Source organism: Nostoc mirabile CHAB5784, from assembly GCF_020829645.1.
Lineage (GTDB): Bacteria > Cyanobacteriota > Cyanobacteriia > Cyanobacteriales > Nostocaceae > Nostoc > Nostoc mirabile.
Genome location: NZ_JAIVFS010000033.1, coordinates 55,145 through 70,500, shown reverse-complemented (window position 1 = coordinate 70,500; position 15,356 = coordinate 55,145). Strand labels below are relative to the sequence as shown.

The window sequence follows — 15,356 nt, the reverse complement described above, 5'->3', positions numbered from 1 at the left end:
AAGTTAACGCTTGAGGAGAGAACCACCTCTGGATTAGATACCGCAAGGGGTCTAATTTAAGTGGACTCGTTGAATCAAGAATCCCTGTGGCTTTAGCCCAGGGAGTGTCAAGCCAGTTAGAGACCGTTACCACGAAAACGTCAAAAATGCCCTGATTAAAGATGGCTGGACAATTACCGACGATCCATTTCATCTGAAGTGGGGAAAAAGGGATATGTATGTTGACCGAATAATTCGTAATTCGTAATTCGTAATTCGTAATTAAAAACTTAGAAATTAGGAATTAATTATTAATTAATTCATTAAGGGTGCAAGCCCCTAATTTTAATTATGAAAAAGAAAAAAAGGGCAAAGCCAACTTTATTCAAGCCCCCGGATTTATCCGTGGGGTAATAATTACGAATTACGAATTACGAATTACGAATTGGAGCGAAGCGACTTGACTCGCCGCGTTCACGGCTGTCTGATTCACATTGATATTATTGATGGCAAAATTTGGATTCAACGTGATGGCACTGAAGAGGGGGTAGCAACAGAATTAGTAAAGGCAGGTATCACAAAGGATCGGATTGTGTTAGGGTTTCGGTCTGAAGAACTGCGGAAAGATTCAGAATTTGCCATCGCATAGCCAACGGTAGTTAAACTTCTGGATAATTGCCCATAGCATAGCGATCGCTATATTTTGTTTGTGTAATTGTCTACAAAACTTTTGACTGCTCAACCATAAGTATCTTAGTATTTTGCAGAATGGCGATTTAGTTTAGCCAAAAGCAAGATGACAAATCTTTTGCAAACCGAACGCTTGATCATTCGCAGTTGGATACCCGAACGCGATGCCGAACAAGCATTTGTAATTTATAATGACCCCGAAGTTACGCACTTTCTTGGTAAATCTTCTCGCGTCACAAGTATTGAGTCACAGCGTCAGCGCTTGATTGAAGGTATCGAGCGAATGCACCAACGCAACAATGGTACTGGATCTTGGGCAATTGTTGAAAAGGAAAGTACAACAATTGTGGGAACTATCATTCTCAAACAATTGCCCGACAAAGATGGTTTACCCACTCAAGATTATGAGGTAGGCTGGCACTTGAGGCGAGCTTCTTGGGGTAAAGGGTATGCAACAGAAGCAGGACAAGTTATGCTCAACTACGGATTTAGTGTTTTGAACTTGCCAGTGATTTATGCCGTAGTGAAGCCAGAAAATCATGCCTCAATCCGTGTAACTCAAAGACTGGGTATGAAACCAATAGGGCGGACAAACAAGTATTACGGTATTGAACTACTCCTGTTCCAACTAGATGCACCTGTAAAAATAGAGGAGAGCAGTTCTTGAGCAGGGGGAGCAAAGGGCAGGGGGCAGACGAGTGGAGTTCAAAGACTCATTAACGGAGTTCAAAGACTCATTAACGGAGTTCAAAGACTCATTAACGGAGTTCAAAGACTCATTAACGGAGTTCAAAGACTCATTAACGAGTATCAAAGACTCATTAACGGAGTTCAAAGACTCATTAACGGAGTTCAAAGACTCATTAACGAGTATCAAAGACTCATTAACGGAGTTCAAAGACTCATTAACGAGTATCAAAGGCTCATTCACGGAGTTCAAAGACTCATTCACGAGTCTCAAAGACTCATCTCCTATTCTCCATGCCCAATACTTCTCTACGAGAGGCTCGGCACAAGTCGCTCAGTACAAGTGCCCAATGTCCAATGACAAATGACAAATGACTAATGACTAAAAAGTGGTTCCGAATTGGGATGGTGAGTGTATTTCTTCTCTCACTTGCCTTACGGTTTTGGGGACTGGAGCGATTCAACACTCTGGTATTTGATGAAGTTTACTTTGCAAAATTTGGTAATAATTATCTCACGCATACGCCATTTTTTAATGCTCATCCGCCACTGAGTCAATATATGATCGGCATCGGCATTTGGATTGGCAGTCACATTCCTTTTTGGCACGATACGGTAAATGGACTGACAGGATCATTGCGATCGTCTTGGACTTATCGGTGGTTCAATGCTCTTACTGGCTCATTTATCCCTTTAATTGTAGCTGCGATCGCTTATCAATTGAGTTATCGTCGTAGCTTTGCTCTGCTTGCAGGTTTGTTTACAGCTTGTGATGGCATCTTTCTAGTTGAGTCTCGCTATGCTTTAAGTAATATTTATATCGTCATCTTTGGTTTGTTAGGGCACTGGTTTTTATTATTGGCATTAGATAACCAAAATCGGCGACGTTCTTTTTGGTTAGTTTTTGCTGGCATTGCTTTTGGTGCGTCAGTCGGTACTAAGTGGAACGGTTTATGGTTCCTCTCAGGTGCTTATCTCATTTGGATAGCAGCTTGGGTAATTCATTTAATACATTATTTTCCTAACCCCAAACTCTTTTTTACATCCTTCTCATTGAAGGAGGCAGGAGGCAGGGAGAGTAGAGGAGCAGGGGAAGCAGGGGTTAGTACTTATTCTCCCTCATCTCCCTCATCTGAGACACCACTACAAAACCTAACTCAGCTAAATATTTTTCACATGCTGTTTTATCTAGGAATTATCCCAGTTTTGATTTACAGCATCATCTGGATTCCTCACCTTCAACTAGATAAAACTTATGGATTTATTGCAGTACATCAGCAAATTTTAAAGTTTCACTTACAGCTAGGTGGCAATAGTCCTAACGTGCATCCTTATTGTGCTGCCTGGTACAAATGGCCGTTGATGACTCGACCAATGGCATATTATTATCAAACGGCTGAAAGTATCACCGAACCCTTACCTGTGATGGGCCCGCCTTTGCCGAACGGTGCTGGACAAGTTATTTATGATGTCCATGCAATGGGCAATCCATTTTTGTGGTGGTTTGGTGTTGCTGCCATGTTGTTTTTAGTAGGGATGCTGGTGTCACAACCCGTAATTCTTTGGGTGAAAGAAAAGCGTTTTTCAATGCCTGCAACTCTGGGTGTTGATACTTGGATTGCCTTGTATTTAGTTATAAATTATGCTGCTAACTTATTACCTTGGGTGAAAGTGACAAGGTGCGTTTTTATATACCATTATATGTGTGCAGTGGTGTTTATATTTTTAGCGATCGCTTGGTTTGTTGATCAGTGTCTTCGCAGTTATTATCAACAACTCCGGGCGCTAGGTGTCACCATTACTTTTATCATTCTGGCTGCTTTTATTTTCTGGATGCCCATTTATTTGGGTTTACCCCTCTCACCTCACGATTATAAGCTGCGAATGTGGTTCAACTCTTGGATTTGATTAAAGAAGAATTCAGGAGCAAAGCCGGAGCAGGGCGAAAGCTAATGAACTCAACCAGTTCAAATCTGAATTTGTCTCGATGCTCTCCCATGACATTCGCAATCCCAATACAGTGAGTTAGCGGCAAAAACCATAAACTGCGTAGGTTGGGGAGCCACTGCGCCCTTGCGGTTTCCCGACTTGAAGCAAGTGGCGTTGGAGGAACGAAACCCAACATTTTCGCGGGTTTGTTGGGGTTTCACTTAAGTTCCACCCAACCTACGATTATCCTTAACCCAAGCGTATTGTTCGCAATCCTTTAAATACTATTCTCTTGGCTGCTGGATTGCTACAAAACCAATAGGACTAACCCTTTCAAGGTGACTAGTAAAATCTATTTTTTTCTCTCAGCGCTGCGCCAGTTGCTTCTCCCTACAGCCCTTCGGGCATCCTACGGCAGGCGCTAGCCTCTCCCTTTGGGAGAAGGGGAGACGCTGCGCGAACAAGTCGGGGAACCGCAAGGGCGCACTGGCTTCTCTGTGCCTCTGCGGTTTAAAAGTAATTTTTCTAACCTTATTAGGCGCAGAGAACACAGAGAGAAGAGGTTAAAGAAGAATTTATGGACTAAAATTTCCACCCATCTTGAAAGGGCTAATCTTAAAGTAATCAAGCGGACATGATATGACTTTTTTTCTCTGCTCACCAGAAATTTATCTTTACAAAACCTTACTAAAATTTAGCGACTATTTTTGGAATTTATAAATTGGATTTGTAGCCTGATCTATATCTATAAAAGCAATATTCAACAAAAATTGTCAGAAATATCGCTTAACTAAATTATTTTTTACATAAAACTAAAACTAAATGGTGATAAATACTATAGTTGCAAAAAAAATTATTTTTTGCAATGTTTCTACTTAACCTTAGAGGTAATTGCCAAATTATGAATCGTTCATAAGACATTCGTGTGTCCACAAACCTAGTTAATAATACGTGTATGGACGACTGCAATACGAAAATTGAAACAAGATATATAATAGCTAACGGTAAGTATTTAACATCATTTCAGCGTAAATTACTGTTAGTAAGTTTGGAAAAAAGTTTACCTGAATCTTACCGACAACGTATTGAAATCATGTTGTTGGCAGATGAGGGAAAATCCCAAACAGAAATTTGTCAAATTTTGGGGTGTTGTCCAGCAACAGCAAGGCATTGGATGCACATAGCCCGGACAGGGATGGCGCACCAATGGCAAGATTGCCCCATTGGTCGCCCGAAAGCAGTAAATGAGGAGTATTTAGAACGTTTAAAAGAACTGATTAAAAGTAGTCCCCGCGATCATGGCTATGCTTTTCGGCGGTGGACAACAAACTGGCTAGGGAAACATCTAGCGAAAGAATTTGGGATTGAGGTGAGCGATCGCCATATCAAGCGACTGCTCAAACAGATGGGATTATCCACACTACCAAAACCCAGCAATTCTGAAGCAAACAGCCATGAGCAGGCTAAGAGTTCCAAAATCTTCATTAGTGACCTGAAATCGCCAGCTATTCCAGATGATTCCGAATTTATGTCTCTGAACTTCGCAAAATTAGGAAAGGATTCAGACATTTATGGCGCAAGATATATCTGCTCAGTTGGTTTCTCTAGAACAGTTCAACAATACTCTGGGTTATTCTCTTTCAACAGAGGAATTTCAACATTGTCTTCAACAAGTTAAGTTTATCAACCCGAAAGTCGGCAAATTCTGGCAAGGAACTGATGCTCAACCAGGAATCTATATTGCGATCGCTGGTAAGGTCAGGTTGCTCTCTAGCGCCGATGAGTTAATCGCCACTGTAGAGGCTAGTGACTCATTTGGGGAATTTACCTTGTTGAAGGAGGTTGACTTTAGACCTTACACTGCAAGGGCTTCAGTCAACCTACAACTATGCTTTGTTCCGGGTGAAGTGTTATGGCCATTGATGGCTAAATATCCCCAAATTCGGGAGCATTTGTGGGCTAAGGCGCTATCTCGTAATCCCCAACAGGTGGACTCGGATAACACTCCAGTACTGCCATCTGACTCAAAACTGCTGCATGAAACGAAGATTTTGTCAACAGCAGTAAAGCCACACGAGAAAAAGATTAGCAAAGCCTATTTTCCCAACTCCACGCAGCGAGTGGGGCATTTATTACAGCGTGTGATTCGGCGCTATCCGTTTTTTGCCCAACAGAGTGGATCAGATTGCGGTGCAGCTTGTTTAGTGATGGTGTCTCGTTATTGGGGGAAAAACTTTAGTGTCAATCGCCTGCGGGATATCGCCAATGTTGACCGCAATGGCTCATCACTGCGGGGGTTATCGGCGGCGGCGGAAAGTATTGGTTTTTCCACGCGACCTGTTAAGGCGAGTCTTGACCAATTAGCGAAGCAAAAATTGCCTGCGATCGCCCATTGGGAGGGCAAACATTACATTGTTGTCTACGAAATTACCCCCAAACACGTCATTGTCGCCGACCCCGCTATTGGTCAACGCACCCTCAGCCACGCCGAATTTAAAGCCAACTGGACTGGCTATACACTACTGCTGCAACCCACAGCCTGGTTAAAGGATGCCAAAGAAACTACAACTCCTTTTTGGCAATTCTTTGAGTTGATCAAGCCTCACTCTTTAGTAATGCTGGAAGTGTTTGTTGCTTCCTTATTTATCCAAATTTTTGGACTTGTTACTCCCTTATTTACCCAGTTAATTTTAGACCGCGTAGTGGTGCAGCGTTCTGAACTAACCTTAACGGCGGTGGGGTTAGGGTTACTAATTTTTAGTTTATTTCGTGTGGCGATGACGGGGTTGCGGCAATATCTGTTAGACCACACGGCGAATAAGCTAGATTTAGCACTGATTGTGGGATTTATTCGCCATACTCTGCGGCTACCCTTGAGTTACTTTGAGTCCCGTTATGTGGGGGATATTATCTCTCGTGTACAGGAAAACCGCAAAATTCAACGCTTTCTCTCCGGTGAGGCGTTGTCCATCCTGCTGGATTTAGTCACTGTCTTTATCTATTTAGGATTGATGTTTTGGTACAGTTGGCAAATGGCGTTGTTAGTATTGGTAATTGTACCGCCTTTTTTCCTGCTGGCATTGATTGCCACACCTTTTTTACAAAAGATTTCTAGAGAAATATTTAATGCTGTTGCTAATGAAAGCAGCTATCTGATTGAAGCCCTTTCTGGTGTGCGAACAGTTAAATCTACAGCAGTAGAACAGACAGTGCGTTGGCATTGGGAAGAGTTATTAAGTAAAGAAGTAAAAACTAACTTTTCCGGGCAAATTATCAGCAATCGCCTGCAAATATTCAGCAACACAATTGAAGCAGTGGTAACTACCATCTTGCTGTGGTTTGGGGCGTACCAAGTGATTCACAACCAGCTAACTATTGGGCAATTGGTAGCATTTAATATGTTGCTGGGAAATATTATTACACCCTTTCAACGATTAACAGTTTTGTGGAATCAATTGCAAGAAGTGGTGATTGCCGTGGAACGCATTAATGATGTGTTGGATACGGAACCAGAAGAGGATTTGCAGCATCAGGTGCGGCAATCTTTACCACCCATTCAAGGTAACATTCGCTTTGACAACGTGACATTTCGCTATCACCCTGAAGGCGATATCAATATTTTAGAAAATCTCAGTTTTGAAATACATAGTGGGCAAATGGTTGCCCTGGTGGGACGGAGTGGTTCGGGGAAAACCACGATTTCTAAGCTGGTTTTAGGGTTATATTCCCCCACAGATGGCAAAGTGTTGATTGATGGTCACGATATTACCAGCCTTTCGTTGCGTTCTCTACGTGAGCAAGTTGGGGTAGTTGACCAAGATACCTTTTTGTTTGGCGGAACGATTCGGGAAAATATTAGCTTGGCACATCCTGGGGCAACTTTGGCAGAGATTATTGAGGCGGCGCGATTGGCGGGTGCTGATGAGTTTATTAAAAAGTTGCCTATGGGTTATGAAACCCAGATTGGTGAAGGAGGGGGGATGTTGTCTGGAGGACAGCGACAAAGAATTGCGATCGCTAAAGCGTTGTTAGGCAATCCCAAGCTGTTAATTTTGGATGAGGCGACTTCCCATCTGGATGCAGAGTCAGAAAGGATTATTCAGACGAATTTAAACACAATTCTTCAGGACAGAACCACCTTAGTAATCGCCCATCGCCTTTCAACTGTACGAAATGCAGATTTGATATTGGTGCTAGATCGCGGTGTGTTGATTGAGAGTGGGACTCACCAAGAGTTGATGGCGAAGCGGGGACATTATTTTTATCTCAATCATCAGCAGATGGATGTTGCAGGGTGAAAAAAGAAGATAAGCAGGAAGCTTTTGTTGTCTCCCCATTCCCAAAATTGATATCAGGAAAAATCATGCCAAACACATTAAATGGAAAGGTTCAAACCCAAATTTATGAGGTAGAACAGGACAAGGAAATTTTCAGAGAGCAAACACCAGCCATATCAACTGATGATTGGGCTTACGCAACCAAGGATTTACTTGATAGCTTGCCCCAAGTTTGGACAAGGGGATTGCTGTATTTTTTGGTGGTATTTGTGTCAATCATCTTACCTTGGGCAATGCTATCTAAGGTGGATGAAACGGGTACAGCCAGAGGGCGACTTGAGCCAAAGGGAAAGACGGTTAGGCTGGATGCTGCTGTGGCAGGTACTGTTGCCGAAATTCGGGTAAAGGAAGGTGATTCGGTTAAAGTTGGGCAGACTTTGTTGGTGTTGGAATCAGAATTAGTTAAGGCAGAATTGCGACAGGCACAGGAGAAATTGGAGGGACAATTAAATCGACTTTCTCAGTTAAATTCATCTAAAAGTCAGTTAGTTGTATCTTTGACAACTCAACAGCAACAGAACCAATCTCAACAGTTAGAAAAGCAGGCTCAAATTGATCAAGCGCGACAGAATATGAATGCTCTGAGGAATTCCTATGACTTACAAAAAGACGAAAAATTAGCTCAAGTCAATCAGGCACGGCAAACTCTTGAGCATAGTCAAACAGCTAATAAATTAGTAGACAGTAGTTTAGCGAGTACCCAGCGAGAAGTTGAACGCTATCGCAGTCTTTGGCAGTCAGGGGTTGTTCCAGAAATTAATGTTGTCCAGAAGCAAGATATAGCTAAAGACAAGCAACAGTTATACGAGCAAAATCAGTCAGATATTCAGCAGGCTAAACTACGTTTGGTAGAACAACAGAGTAGTTATGAGCGGACTATTCGGCAAGCAAATGCAGATATTGAGCAGGCACAGTTGCGACTGAAAGAACAGGAAAGGAGTTATCAGACCTTAACTCGTTCTAGCAAGCTAGCGCTGCTAAAAATCGACGAACAACAGAAGAGTTTGGAGACAGAAATTACTACACTTCAGGCAGAAATTGCTCAGAGTAAAAGTCAAATTGTCTCGTTAAAGTTTCAGTTAGGACAACGAGAGTTAAGAGCCACCGTGAATGGTAGAGTGTTTCAGTTACCGATACAACGGGCTGGGTCTGTAGTGCAGCCTGGAGCGATGATTGCAGAGATTGCACCCCAAGGTTCGCCTTTAATAATTCGGGCGCAAATGGCGACAACTGAGAGTGGTTTTTTGCGAAAAGGGTTGCCAGTTAAGTTAAAATTTGATGCTTATCCGTTTCAGGATTATGGAATAGTGGAAGGAGAATTGTTAGAGATTTCTCCTACTACCATAGAGGTGGATACACCTAATGGAAAGGTGGCAGCTTATGACTTAGAAATTGCCCTAAAACAAAATTGTATTTCCTCAGCTAATAAATGTATTGCCTTGCATCCTGGAAATACGGCGACGGCTGAGGTAATTGTGCGCCAGCGTCGGATTATTGATTTTCTGCTTGACCCATTTAAGCAGTTGCAACAGGGTGGGGTGAAATTGTAGCGGTATTCGCGGTACTTATGCATTTCCTCGTTTACAGGCTGAGCCTGTAAACATAATTATTGGAGACTCGGTTTCCATTATTGAAATCGAGGCTGAACCTCACAATAGGTATTCTCTGGAAGGGTTACAGGGAACGAAAAAACAACTTACATAATTAGGAGTTACATCGTGCCAAAAACTATCAAGATTACCAGCGAAGATATTCTTCAAGAAATCAAGCTATCTTGTAAAATACCTGAGATAATTAAACAAATTATTACCCGCAAAATCCTGGGAAATTATGCTGCTAAAGCGGGTATTGAAATAGTCAATGAAGAACTGCAAAAAGGAGCAGACAGAATACGGTTAATAAATAAACTAATTAGTGCTAACGATACCTGGGATTGGTTAGAAAAACATAGTTTATCTCTCGATGATTTTGAACAAATAGTTTACACTAACTTGATTGATGAGAAGTTATTTCAACATCTGATTGCAGAAAAAGTTGAACCCTATTTCTTTGAGCATCAGCTAGACTATACTGGTGTTGTAATGTATGAGATTTTATTGAATGATGAAGACTTAGCAGTAGAACTTTACTATGCGATTAAGGAAGGTGAAATGAGTTTCTATGATGCTGCTCACCAATACATTCAAGATACGGAATTACGTCGAAAATGCGGATATCAAGAGAAAGTCAACCGTAAAGGTTTAAAACCAGAAATTTCTGCTGCTGTTTTCGCTGCTAAACCACCACAGCTTCTCAAGCCAATTGTGGCTGCTAAAGGGGTACACCTGATTTTGGTAGAGGAGATTATTCAACCGCAATTAGATGATGAGTTGCGTCAGAAAATTGCTTCAGATTTGTTTTCTGAATGGTTGAAGCAAGAAAGTGCAGAATTTGAAATTGTTAAGCACTTAGACTCTAATAATCCAAGTGCTAATCCCCAAGCTTAGACTTTTAGTTTTTCGGCAATAGCTAGATTTACCACACTGTTGGCTTAGTCCAATGGTGTGTGAATGTCTTCATAGTTAGGATTGAGGTAGAGACGCTTTAAGTACCGCTGTTTGCATAGCCATCGAGTATGGTTAAAAACGGTTGTGGCAGGTATTCCCATGTAACCGCATCTTTGACAATCTCCCGCCTCACCAATTCAGACTCTGGGAGAGCGAGTTCGTCACACAGGGCGACGAGATCGACAACCGTTGCATACCACAGCAATGGTGTGTCGGCGCGTCCCTCAGTCAGGAAGTGGGATGCTCTTTCCAAAAAAGTAGCAATATCGTTACTTACAACTGCCTGCTTAATCAGGAACCAGGCGTGAGAACGCGGGTGGGGGTGGCAATTGCCATCAGCTTGTAACTGCATGTGATGGGAGACAACTGCAAACAAGTTACGAGTAATCTGACGGTTCTTTCCTGCTAAGGTGAGAGCGACTTGATCGGTTATTTGTACAAACATCGTAGCGGCAAGCTCTGGTGGTAGAAGTGCAACACGCTCAGATCCCCAAGAACCTGGGAGCGGTAAAGCCTCTGACGCTCCTTCGAGATAGCTTAAAAGCCGACAGGCGAGGTCAATTGCAGACTCGAAGCACATGCACCCTATATCGATACGCACAAGATGGAGTGCTATTTGGAGGCGATGTAGATAAAGAAGCTCGTACCCATATTTTTCCTCCAAAAGCACGTCAATTGCTAATCCCTCAAACAGCCTGGTGCGAGCTTGGTCAAAAGCACTTTGGCGATAATCTAGGTAGGCTTCTGCTACCTCGTGGAAGGACTTGCAAATCAGACCACCCTCAATCGAAAGCGTGTCCGATTCAAGAGGTGCGCGTGCCTTTGTGAAGAACTGTTTAGCCATCACGATTTGTCCGCGACGAGCGGCAACCAGAGCTTGATGAAGAGCATCCTGACACCAACGCAGCAGCAACTTGTCTGTGAGTGGCAACCGAGACTCCATAAACGTGACCAGCTTTTGACTGAACGAGCTGTCAAGATTCCCCGGTGGAAGCTGAATGGGCTTTGTGGAACCTCGTTGGCAGTTTTCTAGAGCAGTCCGGATGAGTTTGCTATAAGAATTAAACATTGGAGAGCAAAAACAAGATTTACTTAAAAATACAAATACAACAAAACTCAATGAAACAGGGCGTGCTTACAGGATGTAAGAACAGTCCAAAGGGTTATAGATGTCCTCAGAGTTGGTATTTAGATAAGAACGCTGTAAATTAATCCCAAAAATCAAGAAGTGTTTGAGGATAGAAGCCATCCGACCCTCTGGGGAAAAATCGCCTTTTTGCCAAGCTTCTAACAAGCCAAGAGCGACAATTTGGCAGCGGTTCATCCCGAAACTTTCGTGGACAGAAAATTTGCAATCTGGTTCTTCTGCTAAAGCTAACCCAGGCGCAAGAAATTTAGTGAACAGGGGTACTTTCATCCGAAAATGCGATCGGTTTTCTGCATAAATGATCTGGATAACTTGCCGGACTGCTTCGTAGTTGTTTCGCTCAAAGTAGAGAACACCTGAGTCGTAGCGACCATAATCAGAAGGGTTATATAGCACTTTGAAGGCAAAGGGAACTTTTATTTTGTTCAGTTGCTGTGTGATAGTTCTCATCATGGCAACTGCGCCAGGGGGGCTGAAATTAAAGTAAATTCGCACTAACCCCGAATGACTGTCTGGATTTCCGGGATTTACCGCACCTAAATTGCTCACTGCGACATAGAAGCCGTTTTGAACCAAATTAGGCGGTAACCGGATTGAAACCAAGTTACCTACAGCAGTTGAGCGATCTGCTAGTTGTAGATGGCGATCGCGCTCAATGTGTAGGGTTAGTCCGTCTTTTTTCACTGCAAGACGGCCATCGCTTTCTTGCCTCAGTACATACCAACCTGGGCTAAAGTAGCCTTCTCCAGCATTGCTTTCGTGCAATAGCTGGATGAACTCCATGTTTACCCCTAACAATGTATTGTTCTCTAGATTTTGGTGAAGTGACAAATTAGTTGAATTTGCATCTAGTGCAAGGGCAGTTCGCAGGGAACCGTTGTAGTAGATGCCGTAGAGAAACCTTTGCAGTTGCAGGTTAAGATACTTACTCTGAAGGTTCAAAGGTATTCCCTGAAAGCGTTTTACCACCTCTGCAGGAAGTTCCAAAGGTTTGTAATCTGGATGGCTAATATAGAAGTTGGGCTGGATCTGAACGTTGCTGACAATATTTTGCAGAGTATCCAGCACCTGAGAAGAAGCGGAATTTAGCTGTTGAGTTTGAATAGAATCTAGTATTTGCATGATGGTTCCGTTACGACAAACATTACGACAAAGATAATTTTCAGGTGGGAAGGGAGTAATTTTATGTATCTGATTATTTTTGATTGAGTTGTTGACAAGAACTCAATAATTAAAGCCGATTTCTAATCTATATGAAAGAAGTAGTAAATTCATTTAGCACTTCAAGAACTGCTAAATTAATTTTTTCAATAAACAGTTTTATTGTAAAATTAATACCCCTTAATTAAAGCAGGGCGTTTCGTTCCATCTCAAATAGGATTTGTCAAGATGGTTAACGAGAAAAATTGTAAGTGAGGGTGACGAGTAAATGAACTTTTAAGCACTTAAACAACAGTAAAATTGTTCATTTTCTCGGCACGCTGGTAACAAAATAATCAATTCTTAATTGCTAGAACCCTTCATTTTTAGCGCTATTTAGGGAATGAAACAGCCCTGCTTAATTAAAGGGGTAACTTGTTCACATTTACAGCATTGGGTCAGAATGATCTGACACTGGTAAAAGTAGATATTCTACCCCAGATATATCCAAATTTTACAGAAATATTGCCATTATGGGAGCTTTCAAAGCAGATGAGAAAGAAGAATCCTTTTTAGAGGATTCTTCAAATCATCACTTCTGTCTGTACCTTCACTAAATTTTAAAGGACAAGAGCATCTGCTACCTCTGCTCTGGTAATAACCAGAGCATCTGCTACCTCTGCTCTGGTAATACAACATAAAAACCCTGAATTGCATCCGGATGCAGCGGCTAGACCACCAGCGGCTCGACCACCCATAATGTCAAGTTCACTGTCAACCAAATCAGTCATAAAAGTTTCAGAATCAGAAAACAGTTCGTAACCAGTAGGACGCAGTTCAGAGATAGTAATGCTAGCCATTCCTCAATGTACTCCTAAGTAAATTTGTTTCAGTAAGGATTAGACTTTGAATTGCCTCATCCCATTACCATAATCTGTTACTGCATCTATTATTGCAAGGGTTATTTTACTAAATAGTGTGCCAAAAATAATGCAATTATATGTCTGTTTATTATTAAAGTTACTGTGTTATCTATCCGAAAATAAAAACATTAGATACATGGCGACAAAGTAGCTAATTTTTGATGATATATAAAAAAACATTTATGTCCTTTTTCTTTCTTGATTGCTTGCTTCACTTCTACAAATTAGAAAAACCAATAAAAAACCAGCCCAAGAATCCTCTTGGACTGAACGATAAAAATTTAGAGCTATTTTATTCTGAGGGTAAAAGCAAACCTCATGCTATCCGCTACAATCTGTCTAACTCAGGTAAGACGTGTCACAAACTGCGCGGTTGCATAGATGTGTGGGCACTCATAAACCAGTTGATACCTGAGTTTGAGCAGAATTTAATAATTGCATAACTACTTTAGTAATAACAAAATGATTTAAACAGCAGAACTACTCAGGTGAGTTAATTCAACAGCAGCAGCACCAAAAATAGTTGGCATCGATTGTACAGGACGGCATAATAACGTCTTAGCAACCTGAAGCATAGCAATCCCCATATTGCCAAAAGATTTTTGATATTGAATCATCGCCTGAATCTGTTGAATCAAAGCAAAACCGGTAAATTGCACCACCCGCTGCAAGAAATCAGGGCGGTGTTCTAGAATTTCTGGAAAAGTGTTTAAATAAGCTTGGGTTAATATAGCAATTGAAGGCTGAAGCAGTTCTAAAGGTGTTATTGCCAAGCGTAGAGACTCTTCAAGACTCAAAGAACTACTGATAACCAAGCTAGCAAGCCAGATTTGTACATAGCTGCCAATAAGTGTTCCCAAATCAAAAGCTGGATCTCCCCAAGCCGAGCGTTCCCAATCAATTAGCCGGACAACATTGTTACTGGATTCCTGCCAATCTTTGTAGAGGAGAATATTATTTAGTTTTAAATCATTGTGGGTGAGACAAGAGGGCGTTACAGCATTACCCAATTGTGCGATCGCCTCCCCAAAGCTATCATAACGTTGATATAGAGCAAAAAACTTTAACCCATCGCCAGGAACTAGACCAAAAATTTCTGGTTCAATCCGTTCTAATCCCCGAACTAAATGTGATACTTGATCAGCCATTAAATTATCTGAATTTTTAGAAAAGAATTCCTGATATTCTTGGCGGTTGAAAGTATCACGATGGATAGTCCCTAAAATATTACCAATTGCCGTAGCGATTTCTGTAGGAAAGCTATTTTCCTTGGTGTAGAAATCCATTAAATCCCGATAATCATCCAGATATCTAAAGACAATAATGGAATTCTCGGCATCAAAATGCAGTACCTCTGGTAAAAATGAGCGGTAGTTGTCAAAGTTTGGAAATCGTTGTAAAAATTCTTGAATTCGCCACTCACTTAAAAATTCACCAGCCGCTTTCCCTTCCTGATTGTGTCGTTCTTGTTTAACAAGAAGCTTGCGATCGCTTGACAAAGTAACTAATAAATTAAAATTTTTAGCTGCAATTGGTTCTACCTGACTGGGTGGTTGGTTGGAGTGATTACATAAACCATCTGCAACTAAATAATCGAAAATATTATGAGAATTTAATAAAAATGTCATAAGCTGTAAATGGATGAACTATCTATTATTTGTATGCCACTATAAAATCATTATTTTTTGGTAACAGTTGATTACGATAGCAAGAAAAGTTTGATGCCACTATAATCAGTAAACCAAGTTTCCGAGAATATGCGATGTCTACGATGGTCACTGAGCTTTGTCGAAGTGCGGGCTTTGCCTACGCGTTTTTATTGTGTAAGGTATTTCCAAAAAATAAATTACGAACCACAGAGACGAGGCAGTGCGTTGGGCGGCTTTGCCGACTTGAAGCAACTGCCGTGCAGAGAACACAGAGAGAGGATAAATAGAGGGGATTTTTGCCTCAGTTTTGGGATATTTTTTATTTGGAA

At 41.5% G+C, this 15,356-nt stretch carries 12 protein-coding genes; 8 read left to right on the top strand and 4 right to left on the bottom strand.

Annotation, left to right across the window (positions count from 1 at the left end; translation table 11 throughout):
* Window positions 1–73: 73 nt before the first annotated feature.
* From LC653_RS21190 to LC653_RS21155, 8 genes are all read left to right on the top strand, one after another.
* Window positions 74–247, top strand: coding sequence for an element excision factor XisH family protein (locus tag LC653_RS21190; protein ID WP_308189114.1), 174 nt, complete (start codon window positions 74–76; stop codon window positions 245–247).
* A 192-nt stretch (window positions 248–439) separates the two neighbouring features.
* Window positions 440–628, top strand: coding sequence for an element excision factor XisI family protein (locus LC653_RS21185; protein WP_372478204.1), 189 nt, complete (start codon window positions 440–442; stop codon window positions 626–628).
* Between the two features lie 147 nt (window positions 629–775).
* Entirely contained in the window at window positions 776–1,336 is a 561-nt protein-coding gene (locus LC653_RS21180; protein ID WP_229496762.1) for a GNAT family N-acetyltransferase, read from the top strand.
* A 398-nt stretch (window positions 1,337–1,734) separates the two neighbouring features.
* Entirely contained in the window at window positions 1,735–3,264 is a 1,530-nt protein-coding gene (locus tag LC653_RS21175; protein ID WP_229496761.1) for a dolichyl-phosphate-mannose--protein mannosyltransferase, read from the top strand.
* Window positions 3,265–4,240: 976 nt separating this feature from the next.
* On the top strand, window positions 4,241–4,963 hold the full coding sequence (locus tag LC653_RS21170; protein WP_229496760.1) for a helix-turn-helix domain-containing protein: 723 nt from the start codon (window positions 4,241–4,243) through the stop codon (window positions 4,961–4,963).
* A complete protein-coding gene (locus LC653_RS21165) occupies window positions 4,857–7,583 on the top strand; it encodes a peptidase domain-containing ABC transporter (protein ID WP_229496759.1) in 2,727 nt (908 codons plus the stop codon). Before LC653_RS21170 ends, LC653_RS21165 begins: the two co-directional genes overlap by 107 nt.
* Window positions 7,584–7,648: 65 nt before the next feature.
* Window positions 7,649–9,172 (top strand): beta-barrel domain-containing protein, encoded by a 1,524-nt coding sequence (locus tag LC653_RS21160; protein WP_229496758.1) that lies wholly within the window; start codon window positions 7,649–7,651, stop codon window positions 9,170–9,172.
* A 168-nt stretch (window positions 9,173–9,340) separates the two neighbouring features.
* Window positions 9,341–10,108 (top strand): peptidylprolyl isomerase, encoded by a 768-nt coding sequence (locus LC653_RS21155; protein ID WP_229496757.1) that lies wholly within the window; start codon window positions 9,341–9,343, stop codon window positions 10,106–10,108.
* A 97-nt stretch (window positions 10,109–10,205) separates the two neighbouring features.
* On the opposite strand, the gene LC653_RS21150 is transcribed toward LC653_RS21155, so the two are convergent.
* The 4 genes from LC653_RS21150 to LC653_RS21135 all read right to left on the bottom strand — a co-directional run bounded on the left by LC653_RS21150 (window position 10,206) and on the right by LC653_RS21135 (window position 15,006).
* Complete coding sequence (locus tag LC653_RS21150; RefSeq protein WP_229496756.1) at window positions 10,206–11,111, bottom strand: hypothetical protein; 906 nt, start codon at window positions 11,109–11,111, stop codon at window positions 10,206–10,208.
* 192 nt (window positions 11,112–11,303) lie between these two features.
* Window positions 11,304–12,437, bottom strand: coding sequence for a T3SS effector HopA1 family protein (locus tag LC653_RS21145; RefSeq protein WP_229496755.1), 1,134 nt, complete (start codon window positions 12,435–12,437; stop codon window positions 11,304–11,306).
* Window positions 12,438–13,075: 638 nt separating this feature from the next.
* Window positions 13,076–13,315, bottom strand: coding sequence for a hypothetical protein (locus LC653_RS21140; RefSeq protein ID WP_229496754.1), 240 nt, complete (start codon window positions 13,313–13,315; stop codon window positions 13,076–13,078).
* 530 nt (window positions 13,316–13,845) lie between these two features.
* A complete protein-coding gene (locus tag LC653_RS21135) occupies window positions 13,846–15,006 on the bottom strand; it encodes a phosphotransferase family protein (protein WP_229496753.1) in 1,161 nt (386 codons plus the stop codon).
* Window positions 15,007–15,356: the final 350 nt, after the last annotated feature.

Bases quoted from the DNA above. Each gene is read 5' to 3' on its own strand.
- LC653_RS21180 (WP_229496762.1), top strand. From the start codon at position 776: ATGACAAATCTTTTGCAAACCGAACGCTTGATCATTCGCAGTTGGATA.
- LC653_RS21175 (WP_229496761.1), top strand. From the start codon at position 1,735: ATGACTAAAAAGTGGTTCCGAATTGGGATGGTGAGTGTATTTCTTCTC.
- LC653_RS21170 (WP_229496760.1), top strand. From the start codon at position 4,241: ATGGACGACTGCAATACGAAAATTGAAACAAGATATATAATAGCTAAC.
- LC653_RS21165 (WP_229496759.1), top strand. From the start codon at position 4,857: ATGGCGCAAGATATATCTGCTCAGTTGGTTTCTCTAGAACAGTTCAAC.
- LC653_RS21160 (WP_229496758.1), top strand. From the start codon at position 7,649: ATGCCAAACACATTAAATGGAAAGGTTCAAACCCAAATTTATGAGGTA.
- LC653_RS21150 (WP_229496756.1), bottom strand. From the start codon at position 11,111: ATGGAGTCTCGGTTGCCACTCACAGACAAGTTGCTGCTGCGTTGGTGT.
- LC653_RS21145 (WP_229496755.1), bottom strand. From the start codon at position 12,437: ATGCAAATACTAGATTCTATTCAAACTCAACAGCTAAATTCCGCTTCT.
- LC653_RS21140 (WP_229496754.1), bottom strand. From the start codon at position 13,315: ATGGCTAGCATTACTATCTCTGAACTGCGTCCTACTGGTTACGAACTG.
- LC653_RS21135 (WP_229496753.1), bottom strand. From the start codon at position 15,006: ATGACATTTTTATTAAATTCTCATAATATTTTCGATTATTTAGTTGCA.